The organism is Flagellimonas sp. L-11 (genome assembly GCF_056857735.1).
The window spans coordinates 25,993-45,446 of the sequence record NZ_JBSXNR010000030.1 but is presented as its reverse complement, the minus strand read 5'-3'; the positions used below and the strand labels follow the sequence as shown (position 1 = coordinate 45,446).

The following is a 19,454-nucleotide window of genomic DNA, read 5'->3' as shown; positions in this document are numbered from 1 at the left end:
TTCTTCGTAATTTGTGCATACTTGAAGATTAAAAAAACCCCGTTTTTCGAGCTAGAGACTCATTTTCGGGGTTTTGTTATACCTAAATATACGAATTAATTATCTGATAATCAAATAATTACACTACTTCTGAACGTGCCTATCTTAATCCACACCCAAGATTATCCTTATCCTAAGGATGATGTATTTTGGTTTAAATCACTTCAAAAAATTGATCATGCTACTTTAAACACCCCTCGAAAACAAAATGGTCGAGAGCGTCTTAAAGATGATTCGTAAATCAAGAACCACGGATTTATTCTTGATGTAATAAAGGTCGTATTCCAGCTTTCTAATGGAGTCCTCCAGATTTTCACCATATTTATATTTGACCTGTGCCCAACCGGAGATGCCTGGTTTTACAAGGTGCCTAACATTGTAAAATGGAGTGACCTCGTTTAATTTGTCCACAAAAACCTTTCTTTCCGGTCTGGGCCCTATAAAGGACATATCTCCACGGATAATGGACCATACCTGTGGCAGTTCGTCCACCCTAAATTTTCGCAAAACCTTTCCGAATTTGGTAACCCTTGCATCGTTTTTGGTTGCCATTTTCGCGCCTTTTTTCTCGGCATCCACAACCATGGATCTAAACTTAAAAACTTTGTATTCCTTTCCATGTTTGCCCACCCTTAATTGGGTGTAAAAGAGAGGTCCGGGATTGAAAAAAATATTCAATAGAAATACAAATGGTATGGAAAGCAAAAAAGCGATTCCGGAGATCAAGGTTAGGAAAAAATTGAATGCAAAGTTGGCAATGCCCTGCAAGTAATGGATTTTATTATTGCTCAATTGCAAGATCTCGTAAAGGCTGTCATTGTGGGAATCTATGGGAAGTGCCTCATAGGTGCTTTCATAAAACGAAGTATAGGTGAGCACCTCTTTTCCCGACAACAATGAATTTACCAGCATATTTTCCATTTGTTTGGAAAAATGGTTGTAGCTCCTTGTATTGATAATGCACGAATCTATATTTTTTTCAATAAGCTTGTTCTCACTGATGGGGTCGCTATCCTCGGAATTTAAATAAGTGGAAACAACTTTATAGTAGGTCTCGTTGTCATCTCCATTGATATAGTCAAGGTTTTTCTCCAAACTATCCTTGGTCGTTTCGTCGTATATGTAGAGAACCCGTTTGGTCGTAGGGACAAATTTGAAAATATAATTGAAGAGCAAGCGCCATAACGATAACTGGATAGGGCAGAAAATGATGAAAACCAGTAAATACAATTGCCAATAGGCAAAAGCAAAGAAAAATGTGGTAACCCCCACTATGGAAATAGTGAACAAAAATGTAATGGTAAATATCCTTATAATGGAATAGGTGATGGATTTGGGAACCTTCTCCAGATTGTAGGTTTCAAAAATATACGCCAAAACAAAGTAAATGGCCACCCCAATGGCAACAATCGTTATTTGATAGAAAAGGGGGTCTTCATTCTGGTAATCAACGGCCCTTAAAACAAAGTTTCTTAGAGAGATCCCAATCAATGTCAAATCACCTAAAAACAGAATGGATTTTCTTTCTAAGGTATTCAGTAGAGGTTTTGTACTCATAATTTTCTATATGCTATTAGAGCTCAATTCAAATGTACGCCTAAGCACCAAGGGATAAAAATCCTATTGAACAAACGTTCATTTTTCGAGATTCATATACGAACACCCGATTTTTTTGAAGTTTGACGAAAAGAAATCCGAGAGTTCCCCTTCAGGATTTTTTAGTCTTAAATTTGGTTAAAACCATCATTCATTTTGTTATGACCAAGAACAATCTTCGCATCAATAAAATGTTCCCCGTAAGATTAGTTTTTCTAATTGATATATTGCTTACAAGTATATCTTTTGTGCTGTCGTACTTTCTGTGCTCCCTTATCCTTCCAGATATTTGGAACCACGGAATGTTGATCCAATTGCCAATTATTGTAGCGCTTACATCATTTATTTTTCTTTTTATAGGCATTTACAAAGGATATGTGAAATATAATACTGTACGTGAAGTATATAGCATTTTCAATGCCATTTGTCTGGCCAATATTTTAACAATAGTCCTAGTGGTCGTTAATGGAAAACTGTTTATGGAAAAGGATTTAATGGTACCGCTATCGATTATTATTGTCCACAGTATATTGAGCTTTAGTGCACTCGCAATCTCTAGGTATCTTTACAAATTCTTTACCCTAAAAATTTCAAAACAAGTACAAAATTCTTCTATACTGATCTATAACAATGCCTTGGAAGTAAAAAAACTAAAATCCATGATTTCCCTGCTTGAAGAAAGAAACGGGGGGAACGATCAATTTTTGGTATTGAACAGTGAACATTTTGTAAAACGGTTTAGTGATAAATATATTTCTAAAATAGATTCCTGGTACATACATGAGGATTTGCTCGGGAACTACAATGATGAATATATGGAGTTTATTGACAAGATCCTAAATAAGAGTGAAACCGTTTATTTGGTCAATCTGATTACAAAGGATTTGGATTCGTCACAGTATGAGTTAACATTGATTGACTTAAACAAAAATGGAGTCCTTGCCAATAAGAAACTTGGAAGTGGAGAAAATAAAGTCCTGCACGACCAAAAAGTAAGTGTCAATGAAAACCTGACCATTCCCATTGGCAACAATTCAAACTTCCTGAATCAACAATCCGTTTAAGTACATTCAACCTTGGCCCAATAAAGCCCATAGTTGGTGACATTTAATTAATGTCTATTGATATAGGTTATGGGCTAATCCGATCTTAATTTTCTATTTATCATGTCGTCTCATTCAAGAAGTATCTTGCTGTGATGTGCATTCCTTTCTACCTATCAAAAATCAATGAGTATTTCATGTAAGGGACTATACCTTATTTTACAAGGATTCAGGTTAACAAGAATAATATTACAAAATATAAGCCATTGATTGTCAGGTGTATGAATCAAAATGGCGTTCGTCGATCTTAATGGTAGTTGGTCTAATTGCCATTTCCGCTTTATGAGGGTTCAAGCTTGTGATTTATCTTCGTATGGTTCCCCAAACAATAACACAAGATGAAAATGAAAATCAGCACGTTTGGGGATTGTTTCCCCTCCCTTTACGTTTACCAAACCAACAAATAAAATGAAAGAACACTACTCCACAACGCAGAGGTGCGCGGGCTTCCTTTGTTTCCTTTTCCTTATTTTCTATAGTTCCTCGATTTCAGCTCAAGTAAGTTTTTCCCAAACATTGCTAAAGTATAATGGCAATGAGGATTTGAGTGGAGGGGTTACGGGAATGATGTATGGTCCCGATAATCGATTGTATGTTACCTCCCTCAAAGGAATGGTAAACATATTCACGATAGAACGGAACTTGACAAACGATTATGAAGTGCTTGATGTGGAGGTTTTGGATGATATCCAAGGTATTGTTAACCATGATGATGATGGATCGCCCTGTAGTGGAAGTTATTCCCAATGCCATACACGCGAGACCATAGGAATCGTAGTGAGCGGCTCGGCCGAGAACCCGGTTTTCTATGTCTCCTCTAGCGATGTTAGAATAGGCGCAGGTTCTGGGGGCGGTAACGGTGATGTAGGTCTGGACACCAACTCAGGGGTCATTACCAGGTTCAGCTGGACAGGGAGTTCATGGGACGTGGTGGATATTGTACGTGGGTTGCCAAGATCTGAGGAAAACCATGCTACAAATGGTTTGGATTTGGTAACGATAGGAGGCAAGGAATATTTATTGGTGGCCCAAGGAGGCCATACCAATGGGGGTGGCCCCTCGGTTAATTTTGTGTTTTCCACGGAATATGCACTTGCAGCAGCTATTTTGGCCATTGATCTTGATGCTATTAACAGTATGCCCGTACAATTGGACAATGGACGTCAATATGTTTACGACCTACCAACGCTTGATGACCCAACACGAGCCAATGTCAATGGTATAACCGATCCAGATTCGCCCGGTTACGATGGAGTCGACATCAATGATCCCTGGGGAGGCAACGATGGCCTAAACCAGGCAAAGGTGGTACCCAACGGTCCCGTTCAAATCCTATCACCGGGTTACAGGAATGCCTATGATTTGGTGGTCACAAATTCGGGCGCGCTTTATGTGACCGACAATGGTGCCAACGGGGGTTGGGGCGGGTTTCCAGTAAATGAGGGAACTGCCAATGTCAACAACGACTATGACCCAAATGAACCCGGAAGCCAATCCTATTCCGGTGGGGAGCACATAAACAATAAGGACCACCTACAATTGGTAACAACGGATTTGTCCACCTATACATTCTGGGAATATTATGGTGGCCATCCCAACCCTGTGCGAGCAAATCCTGCGGGAGCTGGTCTGTATACCGCTCCAGGCGATGGAAACCTAGGAGCTGTTTTTAGAACCCAAATATATGATCCAAGTTCTCCAGGCACCGGATACACAAGTGACCCCAGTATCGCACTCCCTGCAGATTGGCCCCCTGTTCCCGTGGAATTGGCCAACGTGGAGGAAGGAGACTGGCGTGGTCCGGACGAGGACAATCCCGATGGGCCATTGGATGGTGAAATTGCCGTATGGAGCACCAACACAAATGGAATTGCCGAATACAGGGCCTCCAATTTCAATGGGGCCATGCAAGGAGATCTGCTGGCCACGGCAAGCAGCGGAAATATAAGAAGGGTACAGTTGACCTCCGATGGGCAATTGGAAAGTTTGAACCAAAGCTTTTTGTCGGGAACAAAAGGCTATGTTTTGGCCATTGCGACTACCGACGATGAAGAAATTTTTCCCGGAACCATTTGGACAGGTGACCTAAGCGGTAACATTCAGGTGTTTGAACCCTTGGATTTTGTGGAATGCATACTGCCTGGAAATCCAGGGTATGACCCATTGGCCGATAATGATTTTGACGGCTATACCAATCAGGATGAAATCGATAACGGTACCGATATCTGTAACGGGGGATCACAACCTTCGGACTTCGATAGTCTACAAGGGGGTACATTGGTTTCCGATTTGAACGATCCCGATGACGATTTTGATGGTATTCCCGACGTGGATGACCCCTTCCAGTTGGGGGATCCCACTACAAACGGAAGCGATGCCTTTACCTTGCCCGTTGCCAATGATTTCTTTAACTACCAACAAGGGCTGGGCGGTTATCTTGGTTTGGGGCTCACAGGATTCATGAACAATGGAACCGGTAACGGGAATTGGCTCAATTTTACCGATAGGAGGGATGACCCCAACGATCCCAATCCAAACGATGTAATGGGGGGCGCGCCGGGAATTGTTACCATGCACATGACCTCGGGCACTGCATTGGGGATTTCCAATACCCAGGAAAAGGGGCTGCAATATGGTGCCCAAGTTGATGTAACCACCGGGGTATTCCGTGTTACAGGGGGCATGGTCGGGCTTACAGGTGAATCGCGTTTGTACGGCAATACGGAAGCAGTCAATGGCGAACTTGGATTTTTTATAGGGGACGGAACACAATCCAATTACATCAAATTTGTAGTCAATACCAATGGCTTTTTGGTACAGCAGGAAATAAACGATGAGGCCGATTCGCCGATCATCGTATCTATTCCAGAGCCTGATCGTCCTGAAACTGGAATTTTGTTCCATTTTGTGGTAAACCCTTCAACGGGAGAAGTGACTTTTGAATATCAAATTGATGGTGCGGCCCCTGTTGAGATAGGTCGTCTTACCGCAGGGGGAAGCATATTGGAAGCCATTCAAAATCAAGGAACGGATTTGGCCCTTGGACTTATAGGCACTTCCAATACCGAAGGGGTTGAGTTGGAAGGTAGCTGGGACTTTTTGAATATTACCGGAAGCTCGCCTACGGTGGTGCAAGGCATAGCTGATATGGAGCGTATTGTAGGCTCTTCCGATGAAACCATCGATTTGGATACCGTTTTTGATGATAACCTAGGCGTGGAAAATTTAAGCTACTCCGTTGAGAACAACACCGATCCCAACATTGGGGCAAGCATATCGGGCAATATGCTGACCATAACCTTACCTGCAACACCTGCGGAAAGCACAATCACCATTAGGGCGACCGATAGTGAATCCTTGTTTGTTGATATGTTCTTTACCGTTAAGGCCATAGAGGAAAGTATTGTGATCTATAGGGTTAATGCAGGAGGCCCGGAGATAGCATCCATTGATGGCGATATGGCCTGGGCCGCGGATCAGTCAAGCAATAACTCTCCATTTTTGGCAGAGCCGGGAACCAATACGACCTATGCAGGAACCATCACCAACTTGGACCCAAGTATTGAAGCCGATACCACACCCTTGGCCATATTCGATACCGAACGTTTCGATGAAGCGAGCGGTGCCCCGAACATGACCTACTCCTTTCCCGTTCCCAAAAACGGCAATTATGAGATACGCTTATACATGGGTAATGGCTACTCGGGTACATCGCAACCTGGGGAGCGCATTTTTGATGCACTTATAGAAGGAATTGATTTGCCCCTTATAACAGATATTGATCTTTCGGAAAAATTTGGACATGCATCGGGCGGTGTGATAAGTCATATCGTCAAAGTATCCGACGGGGCAATAGATATCGAGTTTTTGCATGGAGCTATCCAGAACCCTTTGGTCAATGGTATCGAGATTTTGGATGTTTCCGATAATAGCACACCCATATATGTATTTGATATCCCAAATCAAATCAGCACCCCCGGCGAACAGCTCAACGGAAGCTTGATCGTTGATGCCAATGGTGGGGACGGCAACCTGACCTATGCCGCCGAAGGGCTTCCATCAGGGCTCTTTATTGAACCGACCAATGGTCAAATAGGAGGGACCATAGAAGCAAATGCGACCGAGGGAAGTCCCTATGCTGTTACTATAACCGTTGATGATAGTGATGGTACAACGGAGGATGCTGCAATAGTCAGTTTTCAATGGACCATCGACGGGGAGTACTTCTGGACGGACAAGAATGAAAATTTAAATTATACGGCAAGACATGAAAACTCCTTTGTGCAAGCCGGTGATAAATTCTACCTCATGGGAGGTCGGGAAAATGCACAGACTATTGATATTTATGATTACGGAACGGATACTTGGACTTCATTATCCGACTCGGCCCCATTTGAGTTCAATCATTTCCAGGCCACAGAATACAAAGGCCTAATTTGGATCATTGGCTCCTTTAAAACAAATGCATTTCCCAATGAAATCCCCGCAGAATTTATCTGGATGTTCGACCCAGCTAGCCAAGAATGGATACAAGGACCCGAAATCCCGACCAATAGACGTCGTGGATCATCCGGTTTGGTGGTTTATCAAGATAAGTTTTATGTAGTGGGGGGAAACACCGACGGACATGACGGGGGGTATGTGCCCTGGTTTGACGTATACGACCCCAAAACAGGGACTTGGACCGCCCTAACGGATGCTCCAAGGGCAAGGGACCATTTTTCGGCAGTGGTTATTGGTGACAAGCTATATGCGGCGGGAGGAAGGCTTTCCGGTGGTAGCGGAGGGGTCTGGGCCCCCACAATCGCTGAGGTCGATGTTTATGATTTTGCAACGGGAAACTGGAGTACTTTGCCCAACGGACAAAATATTCCAACGCCAAGAGGTGGAGCCGCAACGGTCAATTTCAACGATAAGTTAGTAGTTATCGGAGGTGAGGTAGAAGATGAAGAAGTATATGGGGTATTGACGGATGATGCCCTTAAAATCACAGAAGAGTATGACCCTATCACAGGTGCTTGGAAGCGATTGCCGGATATGAATTACGAGAGGCATGGTACACAGGCCATTGTCTCGGGCCCAGGAATTCACATTTTGGCAGGTGCCCCGAGCAGGGGAGGAGGCAACCAAAAGAACATGGAGTTTTTGGGCGTGGATGCCCCAGTAGGAACGGCAAGTCAGGCGAGTACATTACAGTTTGCCGAGAGCGTTGCTTTTGAGGACGGTCAAACTCTCGATATAGATCTGTCCGTGATGGGCGGAAACGTGGGGGTATTTATTAGGTCCATTGGGATTTCGGGCACTAACGCTTCAGATTTCAGTATAGATTCTGGTGCGCTTGTCAATGCCCTTCTTAATCCCGGTCAAACCCATACCATAACCGTATCCTTAAATGGTGCCGGAGCAGGTAAAACCGCAACTTTAACCATTGACTATGGTAATTCAAATACGGCCAGTATAGCACTTACGGGAACCGACGTAGACAGTGAAGGTGTTGTGGGCCTTACCTTGGTGGACGCCTCCACGGACACGGACCTGTTCAACTTGGTGGACGGCCAGCAGATCGACCTTGGGCCGTCGGGCGGACAGGCCCTCAACATCAGGGCGAACACACTCGGTGGACCGGGCAGCGTGCTTTTCGAACTGACGGGCCCTGTTTCGGCCACCCAGCGTGAGGGCGTAGCGCCCTACGCGTTGTTCGGCGACCTATCGGGCAATTACAACGAGAGGGACCTTCCGTTGGGGAACTATACCCTTACGGCCACGGCCTATAATGGCAGTGGTTCGAGCAGCGGGGTCATGGGCCAACCCTTGAGCGTGAACTTTTCCTTGGTGACCGTGGCGGATGGGATGCCCGTAGCTATGGCAACCGCCGATGTGGAGACCGGAGAAGCTCCATTGACCGTAAATTTCACGGGAAGCGATTCCACGGACGATGTGGGCATAATCTCCTACGAGTGGGACTTTGGGGACGGCAGTGCGCCCTCCAACGAGGCGGACCCCGTCCATACCTATACGGCAGCGGGCAGTTATGATGCGGTGCTGACGGTGACCGATGGCGATGGTCAGACGGATACAACTGGCATAACCATAATTGCAAATACGGTGCAGAGCGATCCCCCTATTTCCTTTGCCGAAGCAGACCAAGTAAGCGGGGACGCTCCCTTGGAAATACAATTTACAGGAAGCAATTCCACGGACGATGTGGGCATAATCTCCTACGAGTGGGACTTTGGGGACGGCAGTGCGCCCTCCAACGAGGCGGACCCCGTCCATACCTATACGGCAGCGGGCAGTTACGATGCGGTGCTGACGGTGACCGATGGCGATGGTCAGACGGACACGGATTTTGTGGCCATAAATGTATCGGGGCCCCTGACCGAAGGTGTTGTGGGCCTTACCTTGGTGGACGCCTCCACGGACACGGACCTGTTCAACTTGGTGGATGGCCAGCAGATCGACCTTGGGCCGTCGGGCGGACAGGCCCTCAACATCAGGGCGAACACACTCGGTGGACCGGGCAGCGTACTTTTCGAACTGACGGGCCCTGTTTCGGCCACCCAGCGTGAGGGCGTAGCGCCCTACGCGTTGTTCGGTGACCTATCGGGCAATTACAACGAGAGGGACCTTCCGTTGGGGAACTATACCCTTACGGCCACGGCCTATAATGGCAGTGGTTCGAGCAGCGGGGTCATGGGCCAACCCTTGAGCGTGAACTTTTCCATAGTTTCTGGTTTAACAGGTAAACAAAGTTCTTCCAATATGGATAATGCACTCGTGAAATCTGAACCACAATTCAATGTAGAAAATAAGGTCATGCCTTTTGAAATTATATTGTTCCCAAACCCCGGGGCAACAGAGGTCACAATATCGACCAACTCACTTAACCCGGACCTGAAAGGAATTAGAATATTTGATGCTACCGGACAATTGGTGAGGTCCTTCAACCCATCAGAATTTAGGGATGGCAGGAATGATTATAAACTACCTGTCAATAGTTTGCAGTCAGGGGTGTATCATCTTGGCATCTTGACTTATGATGGGGAGACCTATTTTAAACAATTGATCATAAGAAAATAAACAATATCGTACTTAACTGGAAACTTATTTAATCAGTAAACAAGCTTAGTTCCAACCCTTTTTCCCAAATAGTTTTTGTACTGGACAAAGGATTGGTTTTTTGAGGTTGAATGATGAGAATTTTTGCGAATTCCCTGTGGATGTATGCCTATGGACCTACTCCTGTCAAAATACGGTCTTTTTATGGGAAGTGACAACCAGTAAAGCAATATGGCCAAACGCAATAAGAATAAACATGGCCCACGGTACATTTCATGATCAGTAGAAAGACTGGATCGTATTTTCCATGACTGGAAGTAATCGGTTCAGCACTTTTTTGGAAAGCTTGATGTCTTTCAACAGGGAAAGCTGCCTACTGTTGTGAATATCCGTTCCAACAAAATCAATAAGCTTGTCGCTGAGCAGTTTTTCGGCCATTTTTTGAACCCCTATACCATAAGCCTCTGGGCCAAGGGAAAGCAGATTGAGCTGGAATAATATCCCATTGGATTTCATGGATGGATATTTCCCATACTTCTGGTGAAAATACATATATCGCTCCGGATGGGCCAGAATTGGAAAATATTGGCGCTTTGCAATTTTTTCGACGGCAATATCAAAATTAAAGGAAGGTTGCAGGTAGGACATTTCGATCAGCAAATATTGTTTGCTCAAGGGCATCACCTCTTCTTTTTCCAAAATGCTCTCAAAATTATCGTCGATCATGTGTTCTGCAGCACAATCGATATTGACGTTGGACAACCCCTTGTTGCCCAATTCCATTGAAAGTTGGTCGTAGGCTTTTTTAATGGTGCCAGGGGTGTTATCGTAAAAATTGTGCATGATGTGGGGGGTGCAAATAAAATGGGTCATACCAAGTTCGGATAGGCCATTGATCAAATCCATGGAATCATCCACCGTCTTTGCCCCATCGTCAATACCTGGAAGTATGTGATTGTGGATATCCACCAACCCATACAAATGGTCTGCCAAAAATTCTTTCTTCTGAAAAAAACTGAACATGATTAAAATTTGGACTACTAAGATAATGGATATGTTGACTTAATGTCAAAACAGGGGAGAGCGACTGGTATAAAACAAAAACCGACCCTTTTAAAGGTCGGCCCGATGGATTCGCTACTATTTTTATCTAACTAAACTCAAGTACTAAGATAGGCCTTGTTCCGATGCGTAGGGGTTAACAAAAGATCAAAAAGGTTAATGAAAGATTAATAGGGTTAACCATTGGGTAATTAGCTGGTTATTTTTTGTTTATTTAGCAATATGCTGACCAAGAGAAACCTGTATGTACTTGTTTTTGTGATTGCCGTAATTGGCCTTTTGGTGGTGCAGTACCAATATTTGCGCGTGGGACTCGGCTTGGCACGGGCCCAATTTTCAGATAAAATAGATAAGGCAAGGCAGAACATTACCAGTGAATTGGCCGAGGTAAACTCCTTGACCTACACCCTTGGCAATACCATACGAAAGGACACCACCGAGCTAAGGATAGGGCTGGACAGTCTTGAAAAGGCATCCCAATACTATTTAAACGATTATATATCGTATCAGTTGAACGTTTCCGGAATTGATGCACCTTTTTCCTATACCCTGTACTCCCGGGATTCCATAACCTATTTAAGTTCTGTCAGGTCGCATCTTAAGGCCGAGGATAAATTGACCTACCCTATTGAAATTAAGGGGTATTTGCCGGAACTTTTAAAAAAGGAGGTGATTCTGGAAATCGGTTTTGAGGATTTGAACAAGTACTTCTTGGGACAAATACGAGGGTTGATCATTCCAGGGCTGTTATTTCTTTTGATGATCGTCATCGTCGTTGTATGGGTACTCCGGTCATTTTACTTGCAGCGAAGCATCAATACAACTACCAACGATTTCATCAATAACCTGACACATGAACTAAAAACCCCGGTTTTTTCCATAGGATTGGCCACCAAGATTTTGGAAAAAGATGTTCCGGACAATAAAAAAGCCGTGGTGCAGCTCATTCGCACCGAGTCGGATAGATTGAAAAAGCATATCGAAAAAGTGTTGGAGCTGGCCAGTATGGAATCGGGAAAAAAACTTTTGCGGTTCCAAACATTCGATTTTAGGCCGGATTTAAAGCGAATTTGCGAAGGTTTTGCCTTACTTGCGCAACATGAGGCCATTGCATTCAAGTACGAACTGGGGGAGGGCCCTTATAACATTCGGGCCGAAAAGTTTCATTTGGAAAACGTAATCGGTAATTTATTGGAGAACGCACGGAAGTATTCGGACGACCCCAAGGTAACACTGACCGCCCAAACCCAAAAAGGATGGCTACTCGTTCATATTTCGGACAACGGCCAGGGTATTGCCAAGGAGGACATCAAAAAAATTTTCAGTAAATATTATAGGGTAAAGAACGGGGATGTGCACAAGGTAAAAGGCTATGGTCTGGGATTGTATTATGTGCAAAAGATCATTAAAATGCACCGTGGCCAAATTTCGGTGAAAAGTGAATTGGGAGAAGGAACTACTTTTATGCTATCCCTTAAATTGACCAAAAATGGATAAAATGTACAAATTGATTTTGGTAGAAGACGATAATTCCCTAGGGTACTTGCTCTCGGAATATCTGGGAATGAAAGGTTTTTCGGTCACTTGGGCCAAGGATGCTTCGGAGGCCATAACCAAAACAAAAAGCAATGTGTTCGACCTGGCCATTTTGGATGTGATGCTTCCCGATATGGACGGATTTGAACTTTCCCAGAAAATAAAGGCGATCAATGCAGAGCTGCCATTTATCTTTTTAACGGCCCGTTCGCTCAAAATAGATGTTTTAAAAGGGTTTTCCTTAGGTGCGGTCGACTATTTAAAGAAGCCGATCGATGAGGAGGAGCTGGTGGTCCGTATCAATGCCCTGTTGTCCAGATTGGTCAGCGATCCGGCACACGAAGACCAGGTATCTCAGTACGAAATCGGGGACTATGTCCTCAATATGGACAATTTTGAGCTCAACTATAAAGGAAAACCGATAAAATTAACGGGCAAGGAGTTTGACCTATTGGCCTTGCTGGCCAAAAACAAAAACCAATTGTGCACCCACAAGGAAATATTGACCACGGTTTGGGACAAAAACGACTATTTCAACAAAAAAAGCCTTAATGTTTTTATATCACATTTACGAAAACATCTTGGCCAAGACCCCAAACTGAGTATAGTAAACGTGAGCCGTCGCGGGTTTATGCTTCGGGTAGAGGAGACTTAAACCAAATATTCTGGCTTGGTTTTTGATACCCTTTCAGAGAATCTGGTTACCGTTTGTTTATATGTTTAATTTTTTTAAAAATAGTTCCCCCAAGCCCTCTTTGCACCAATTGGACCATCTTTATGGCCAAACCATATGTAAATGTCCGTTAAAAGAGCAAATATCCTATTGTCAAAGACTCATCGAAAGTTCCAAGTATCATTTGGAGCAATCCTGCCCAAAAAAGGATTCCGATTATTTTAAGGACTTGATCGAAGCTGCGGATAAAGAACTTCAACGATTGAACTCCCAAAGAAAATCCTGATGGATTTGAGGTGAAACGCTGCAAAAAGCAGTAAATTTAGGATTGTAAAAAAAAACAGCAATGAAAAAATCAATCCTTGTTATAGCCCTACTTTCAATTTGTATCAACGCCTTTGCCACAGAAACCAAACTTATGGTCCGGGCAAAAGCAAAGGACGCCAAGTTCGTGGGAAGTTCCATAGGTGGGGCACATGTTATTGTTCGCAATACCCTGAACGGTGAAATTTTAGCAGAGGGAAACACGGTCGGTGCTACGGGGAACACAGATCTTATCATGAAAAGTCCCCATGAGCGCTACACGCAACTTAGCGATGACAAAACTGCTGGTTTTTTGGCCATTGTGGATATTGACAAACCTACCTTTGTTCGCGTGGAGGTGCTCTCTCCCGTCAATAAAAAAAATGCACAGATACAGGCCAGTACCGAACTTTGGCTGATACCCGGAAAGGATATTTTAGGTGATGGCGTGGTATTGGAGATCCCGGGTTTTGTGATCGATATATTGGAACCCAACACGCATCAATATATTTCTTTGGAATCGATTCCCGCATCCGGTATAAAGATTACGGCCAACATTGTGATGATGTGCGGCTGCCCGATTGAGAAGGATGGTATTTGGGATTCCAATCTTATGGAGGTCAGGGCCTTGGTGCAAAAAGATGGAGTATCTTTTGGCGAAACGGTATTGAACAATCCAAGCCAAAACACCTTTGAAGGAACTCTGAAAGTCACGGAGGTGGGATATTACCAAATTACGGTGTATGCCTATAATCCCAAAACAGGAAATACGGGGGTTGATACGATAAATTTTGTGGTACGGGGATAAAGCCCACCTCATACAGGTTCCAAAACGACATTCATTGATTGGGTTGTGTAAAATTGGTACCTTATGCCTTCCAACCAGTCCATTATGAAAAAGAACATTGTGTTCTCCATTTGTTTATTGATACTCAACGGAGCCTGCGATACTGCCCCAAAGGTTGACTTATTGGAGGAAGGTATTCCCTTAAAAATGGCAGCATATAGAAAAGAGCAGGTGTCCGATGTGGTATATAACCTATCTTTCGATATCCCATCCGAAAAACAGGACCCAATTCCTTCCAGATTAAAGTTGGATTTGGAAATCAACGACCTTTCCCACCCCTTATACCTCGATTTCAATGCAGCCGGTTCCTTGCTAAAAAGCATCAGTGTCAATGGAGAAGCGCAGGAAATCAACCATCAAAAAGAGCACATCATTGTTTCTGGGAACCTTAAGAAAGGCCCAAATACCATCGAAATTGCTTTTAATGCAGGCGAATTGTCCCTAAACCGCAACGAGGACTTTCTCTACACGCTTCTTGTTCCTGACCGTGCCAGTACGCTGTTTCCCTGTTTTGACCAGCCCAATATCAAAGCACGTTATATTTTAGATGTTACTGCTCCAAACGGATGGAAAGTATTATGCGGCGCACCTTTGGTGAAAAGTACCAAGAAAGGAGACAAGGTCCACTATAATTTTGATGAGAGCGATTCCATGAGCACTTACCTGTTCTCCATGGTCGCCGGAAAGTTCGAGTCCGTTACAGAGAACCCAGGGGTATTTGATATGACACTTTTATACCGGGAAACAGACTCGGTTAAGATAGAGCATAGCATTCCGACCATTTTTGATCTGCATCAACGATCCATAGATTTTTTAAAGGATTATACACGGTATGAGTTCCCGTTTCAAAAGTTGGATTATGTGGCCATTCCCGGGTTCCAGTATGGCGGAATGGAACATGTGGGGGCCATTCAATACCGGCAATCCTCCATTTTTTTGGATGAGAGCGCCACGGAGCGCCGCAGAATGGGAAGTGCCAAATTGATAGCCCATGAAACTTCCCACATGTGGTTTGGGGACATGGTGACGATGGACTGGTTCAACGATGTTTGGATGAAGGAAGTGTTTGCCAATTTTATGGCCGATAAAATCATAAACCCCACTTTCCCCGATATCAACCATAAGCTGCAATTCTTGATTTCCCATTACCGGAGCGCCTACGGGGAAGATAGGACCCGTGGCACCAATCCCATACGTCAACAACTGGACAACTTAAAAAATGCCGGTAGCCTGTATGGGGGAATCATTTATAACAAGGCCCCCATTATGATGCGCCAATTGGAAGCGGCCATAGGGGAGAAGGCCTTTCGCGATGGCATACGGGAATATATTTCAACCTACGCCTACAACAATGCCACTTGGGGTGACTTGGTGGAAATTTTGGACGAACGTACCCCCAAGGATTTGGAACAGTGGAGCGAGGTATGGGTAAATCAATCCGGCAGGCCTGTTTTAACGGAAGAAATCAATTATGAAGAAGGAAAAATAAAAAGCTTTACCATTTCCCAACATGCGGAAGATGGGAGCGATAAGCTATGGCCACAGTCTTTTGAGGTAACCTTGGTGTACCCGGAAGCCGCCCGTATTGTCCCGGTTACGATTTCTGGAGGTAGTGTCGATGTAAAGTTGGCAGTAGGATTGCCAAAACCCCAGGCCATTATCTATAATTCCAATGCCTTTGGATATGGCGTTTTTCCTTTGGATGCATCGGATTTGGCCATCATCCCGCAATTGAAGGACGAAGTAGCTCGCGCTTATGCCTATGTAAACACATATGAGAACGCATTGTCCGGGAACATATCCCCTCTCGAAGCCTTTGACCTATATATGGAAGGTATTCTCAATGAAAGCAACGAGTTTGTGCACGGAATGGTATGCGGACAGGCAAGTGCTATATTTTGGGGTTTCTTGGACGGGGAACAACGAACAAAAAAACAACCTTTGGTTGAGGAACTGCTCTGGAAGGAACTTCTTGATGATGGGCACAAACCCAATATTAAAAAGAACCTATTTGGGCTTTGGAAGGGATTGGCCTATTCGGACAATGCCAAAGAGCGGCTTTACCAAATTTGGAACAAAAACCTTGAGATTCCCGATTTAAAGTTAAATCAAGATGATTATACCGACATGGCCATGTCCCTTGCGCTTTACGAGCACGATAAAACACCGGCCATATTGGAAAAGGCCAAAGCGCAGTTGAAAAATCCGGATAAAGTGAAACGTTTTGAGTTTTTATTGCCAGCTCTTTCATCGGATGTCGCCGTGCGGGATGCCTTTTTTGAGTCGCTCAAGGAAGCCCAAAACCGTGAAAAGGAATCTTGGGTGGGCACGGCATGTGCTTTTATACATCATCCGATTCGTCAAAAAACAGCGATCAAACATTTGCCCTTGGCTTTGGAACTGCTCGAAGAAATACAAAAAACAGGGGATATTTTCTTTCCCAAGCGATGGCTTACATCCACTGTAGGGCAATATCAATCCGATAAGGCCTATGGGATGGTCGAAACGTATTTATCGCAGCATCCTGATATGGAGCCATCATTAAAGGGCAAGCTTTTGCAGGCTTCGGATGATTTGTATCGTTTTGTAAATCAGGAGTAAAGACAATTTTTCTTCGTATTATGTGACTTTAGTTACAAGTGAATCACTCTAAATAATTGTTTTTCAGTGTTTTGATGATCAGGATCATTGTGTTCTTGTAGCAGTGGCCATACTTTGGTTCCAATAAATTTTATAAATACGAGTACCATGAAAAAGATTTTAATGTTGGTGTTCGTTGTTCTTGGAACAATGACGCTGATGGCACAGGACAGGGATAGGGACAGAGTCCAAGATCCCGATCAAGATCGAGACCGTTTAATGCTAATCGATGGCGATGTACTTCAAATTCGAGATCATGACCAGATGCGTTTGCAAGACCCCATTACGTTGAACGATGGAACGGTAGTTAACCCAAGTGGAACCTATTTTACCCGAGATCGAGATAGACTTAGGTTAAAAGATGGTGAATGTTTGGATAGTGATGGAATTAAATATCGCAATGAGTATCAGTATCGTTACAAAGTGATGCAAGCTGATAAAGGACTTACCGATGCACAGATTCAGCAACGCAACCAAAACAGGTATCAATTGATGCTCATTGATGGAGATGTATATCAAATCAGGACGCAATCACAAAACAGATTGCAGCAACGGCTTGAGCTTGCAGATGGAACCACGGTTGACCCAGACGGTACCTACATGAATCAAAATCGTCAGCAATTGAGGCTTCAAGACGGTGAATGTTTGAATTTGAATGGTGAAAAGTTCACAAACATGTACAAGCATCGTAAAATGATGGCAAACAAGAATATGAAGTCCATCAAAAACATGAAGTCTAAAAAATCCATGAACAAGGCTGCTCTTAAGAAAAAAAAGGGCGTCATGTGATGGTACTGGATATAGGGTTTGATCAATAGTATATGGTCGGGCCCTTGTCCTTTCTTAATTGATTTATCATGAAACGGTATGTACCCTTAAGTGTGATCTTGTGTTTAGGTACCCTAATGGGTGTATTTGCACAAAGGACCGGCAAGGAAAAGTCCGATAGCGAAGATTCCTATGTTTTGATGGATATAAGTCACATGAACGATGCGGTTTTTATGGGTAGGCGAGATTCCATAGCTGCTCCGTACCTATTGCCTTCCATTGGATATTATGACAAATCGGGATTGTTCATTGATGCCACTGTATCCTATCTAACAAGTTCCGATAAGCAACGCGTGGACCTTTTTTATTTGACTGGTGGGTATTTGTTTGATTCCAATAATTGGAGCGGAGGTGTTTCCGGAACGGCTTATTTTTACAATGAAGATAGTTACAATGTACAATCCGAGGTGGTCGCGGACATCACGGGTTTGATCGGTTACGATTTTAAATTGCTGGAACTATCGGTTTATGCCAGTTCCTATTTCAATAAGAATAGCTCACCCGATATGTTTTTAGGCCTTATGGCCGATCATACCTTTAGGGCATTTGACGATCATTTGTTGTTTGCTCCCCGATTTTCGGTTTATGCAGGATCCCAATACTTTTACGAAGAATACTACACTGCCAGCCGATTGGGCAATAGAAAAAGCAGTGGTGGTCAGGGTAGTGGTCCGGGGGGTTCTGTTGGTCCGGGAACCGAAATTACGATCGTGCACATTGCAGAGGCATCTGAATTCAATGTGCTCAATATGGAACTAGGCCTTCCCTTCCAATACCATTTCGACCAATTTATTTTGTCGTTTACACCTACTTGGGCATTTCCCCAGACCCCTGCAACCCTTACCACGGACACGGGTACATTTGAAGAGGATTTGGAGCATGTATTTTATTGGTCGGTAGGCATAAGCTACTGGTTCAACACATATAAGAAGAAATAAGGTTTCTATTTTCTATTGGGGCAAATAGTCCATAGGTTTTGGCCGCTGGTGGTTATCCTGTCCAAGTGCCCCACAAAGGATTCATCCTTCATTAAAAAATGAACATGTACAAAACCATTGGTATGTGTAAAAACTTCTTGGTGATGTTCGGAGTAAAACCCAACAAATCCCCCTTTGGCATTTTCAAATGAAAACTTTTGTGATTTCACTCCCTCTCGATAACCTTTCACTTCGGGCAAACAAAGGATAACAATATGGGGAAGAATAAGACATACGATGCCATCGCTAAAGGGAAAGCTTTTGCAGGCTTCGGATGATCTGTATCGTTTTGTCGGGATGGGATGGACCCATCTTAATGGATTTGATATACGTATATTGTTAATTATGGTTTAGGTTTCAGAACTCCACATACTCTTTTACAACACTAAGAACAATCCGCACAGGTACCCGTTAAAACACAGTTGACACTTTCAACCTTATAGCCCATAGGCAACGAAAAATCCACTTTTTCCTTTAAACAGGCGATAGTTTGGCAACTGGTACAACGAAAGTGGAAGTGGCTATCCGGCAAGGACTTCCCATCACAGTCCATGCAGATTGCAAAATACTGTTTACCATCCTCCGCTACAATATTATGGACCAGACCATCCTCACAAAACCGGTTTAAGATTCTGTATATGGTCGCCCTATTGATATCCATATCGATTTTGTCCTCAATGGCATCATGGCTCATGGCCTTGCCACTCTGGGACAATAAATCCAAGATTGCCTGTTTCGTTGGTGTGTTTCTTCTTTTCATAAATTATTAATGCGACATTGTTGCAATAATA

Annotated in this window: 12 protein-coding genes; 9 read left to right on the top strand and 3 right to left on the bottom strand. The window is 43.7% G+C overall.

Features of this window, described 5'->3' with window-relative positions; translation table 11 throughout:
• Positions 1-225: 225 nt before the first annotated feature.
• A complete protein-coding gene (locus tag AC13CC_RS03790; RefSeq protein WP_482875767.1) occupies positions 226-1,596 on the bottom strand; it encodes an exopolysaccharide biosynthesis polyprenyl glycosylphosphotransferase in 1,371 nt (456 codons plus the stop codon).
• A 200-nt stretch (positions 1,597-1,796) separates the two neighbouring features.
• Here AC13CC_RS03790 and AC13CC_RS03785 point away from each other — a divergent pair, with 200 nt between their 5' ends.
• Positions 1,797-2,699 carry a hypothetical protein gene (locus AC13CC_RS03785; protein ID WP_482875766.1) on the top strand — a complete coding sequence of 301 codons (903 nt, stop codon included), beginning with the start codon at positions 1,797-1,799 and terminating at the stop codon, positions 2,697-2,699.
• 447 nt (positions 2,700-3,146) lie between these two features.
• Positions 3,147-9,818 (top strand): PKD domain-containing protein, encoded by a 6,672-nt coding sequence (locus tag AC13CC_RS03780; RefSeq protein WP_482875765.1) that lies wholly within the window; start codon positions 3,147-3,149, stop codon positions 9,816-9,818.
• 258 nt (positions 9,819-10,076) lie between these two features.
• Here the strand turns inward: AC13CC_RS03780 and AC13CC_RS03775 are convergent, their stop codons facing one another.
• Positions 10,077-10,820, bottom strand: a complete 744-nt coding sequence (locus tag AC13CC_RS03775) for a tyrosine-protein phosphatase (RefSeq protein WP_482875764.1) — start codon at positions 10,818-10,820, stop codon at positions 10,077-10,079.
• A 261-nt stretch (positions 10,821-11,081) separates the two neighbouring features.
• Here AC13CC_RS03775 and AC13CC_RS03770 point away from each other — a divergent pair, with 261 nt between their 5' ends.
• The 7 genes from AC13CC_RS03770 to AC13CC_RS03740 all read left to right on the top strand — a co-directional run bounded on the left by AC13CC_RS03770 (position 11,082) and on the right by AC13CC_RS03740 (position 18,624).
• Positions 11,082-12,356, top strand: a complete 1,275-nt coding sequence (locus AC13CC_RS03770) for a sensor histidine kinase (RefSeq protein ID WP_482875763.1) — start codon at positions 11,082-11,084, stop codon at positions 12,354-12,356.
• Position 12,357: 1 nt separating this feature from the next.
• On the top strand, positions 12,358-13,050 hold the full coding sequence (locus tag AC13CC_RS03765) for a response regulator transcription factor (RefSeq protein WP_482875762.1): 693 nt from the start codon (positions 12,358-12,360) through the stop codon (positions 13,048-13,050).
• A gap of 61 nt (positions 13,051-13,111) precedes the next feature.
• The gene (locus AC13CC_RS03760) at positions 13,112-13,354 is read left to right on the top strand and encodes a hypothetical protein (protein WP_482875761.1); all 243 of its coding nucleotides are present in this window, start codon (positions 13,112-13,114) and stop codon (positions 13,352-13,354) included.
• A 60-nt stretch (positions 13,355-13,414) separates the two neighbouring features.
• Positions 13,415-14,179 (top strand): hypothetical protein, encoded by a 765-nt coding sequence (locus tag AC13CC_RS03755; protein ID WP_482875760.1) that lies wholly within the window; start codon positions 13,415-13,417, stop codon positions 14,177-14,179.
• An 84-nt stretch (positions 14,180-14,263) separates the two neighbouring features.
• Positions 14,264-16,819, top strand: a complete 2,556-nt coding sequence (locus AC13CC_RS03750; protein WP_482875759.1) for a M1 family metallopeptidase — start codon at positions 14,264-14,266, stop codon at positions 16,817-16,819.
• A 147-nt stretch (positions 16,820-16,966) separates the two neighbouring features.
• Positions 16,967-17,647 carry a DUF6799 domain-containing protein gene (locus AC13CC_RS03745; protein ID WP_482875758.1) on the top strand — a complete coding sequence of 227 codons (681 nt, stop codon included), beginning with the start codon at positions 16,967-16,969 and terminating at the stop codon, positions 17,645-17,647.
• A 68-nt stretch (positions 17,648-17,715) separates the two neighbouring features.
• Positions 17,716-18,624: a hypothetical protein gene (locus AC13CC_RS03740; RefSeq protein ID WP_482875757.1), complete on the top strand. Its 909-nt coding sequence runs from the start codon at positions 17,716-17,718 to the stop codon at positions 18,622-18,624.
• A 424-nt stretch (positions 18,625-19,048) separates the two neighbouring features.
• On the opposite strand, the gene AC13CC_RS03735 is transcribed toward AC13CC_RS03740, so the two are convergent.
• Positions 19,049-19,423, bottom strand: a complete 375-nt coding sequence (locus AC13CC_RS03735) for a Fur family transcriptional regulator (protein ID WP_326279008.1) — start codon at positions 19,421-19,423, stop codon at positions 19,049-19,051.
• Positions 19,424-19,454 lie beyond the last annotated feature (31 nt).

Excerpts from the sequence above, each read along its gene's own strand:
- AC13CC_RS03790 (WP_482875767.1), bottom strand. The coding sequence starts at position 1,596 with ATGAGTACAAAACCTCTACTGAATACCTTAGAAAGAAAATCCATTCTG.
- AC13CC_RS03785 (WP_482875766.1), top strand. The coding sequence starts at position 1,797 with ATGACCAAGAACAATCTTCGCATCAATAAAATGTTCCCCGTAAGATTA.
- AC13CC_RS03780 (WP_482875765.1), top strand. The coding sequence starts at position 3,147 with ATGAAAGAACACTACTCCACAACGCAGAGGTGCGCGGGCTTCCTTTGT.
- AC13CC_RS03775 (WP_482875764.1), bottom strand. The coding sequence starts at position 10,820 with ATGTTCAGTTTTTTTCAGAAGAAAGAATTTTTGGCAGACCATTTGTAT.
- AC13CC_RS03770 (WP_482875763.1), top strand. The coding sequence starts at position 11,082 with ATGCTGACCAAGAGAAACCTGTATGTACTTGTTTTTGTGATTGCCGTA.
- AC13CC_RS03765 (WP_482875762.1), top strand. The coding sequence starts at position 12,358 with ATGTACAAATTGATTTTGGTAGAAGACGATAATTCCCTAGGGTACTTG.
- AC13CC_RS03760 (WP_482875761.1), top strand. The coding sequence starts at position 13,112 with ATGTTTAATTTTTTTAAAAATAGTTCCCCCAAGCCCTCTTTGCACCAA.
- AC13CC_RS03755 (WP_482875760.1), top strand. The coding sequence starts at position 13,415 with ATGAAAAAATCAATCCTTGTTATAGCCCTACTTTCAATTTGTATCAAC.
- AC13CC_RS03750 (WP_482875759.1), top strand. The coding sequence starts at position 14,264 with ATGAAAAAGAACATTGTGTTCTCCATTTGTTTATTGATACTCAACGGA.
- AC13CC_RS03745 (WP_482875758.1), top strand. The coding sequence starts at position 16,967 with ATGAAAAAGATTTTAATGTTGGTGTTCGTTGTTCTTGGAACAATGACG.
- AC13CC_RS03740 (WP_482875757.1), top strand. The coding sequence starts at position 17,716 with ATGAAACGGTATGTACCCTTAAGTGTGATCTTGTGTTTAGGTACCCTA.
- AC13CC_RS03735 (WP_326279008.1), bottom strand. The coding sequence starts at position 19,423 with ATGAAAAGAAGAAACACACCAACGAAACAGGCAATCTTGGATTTATTG.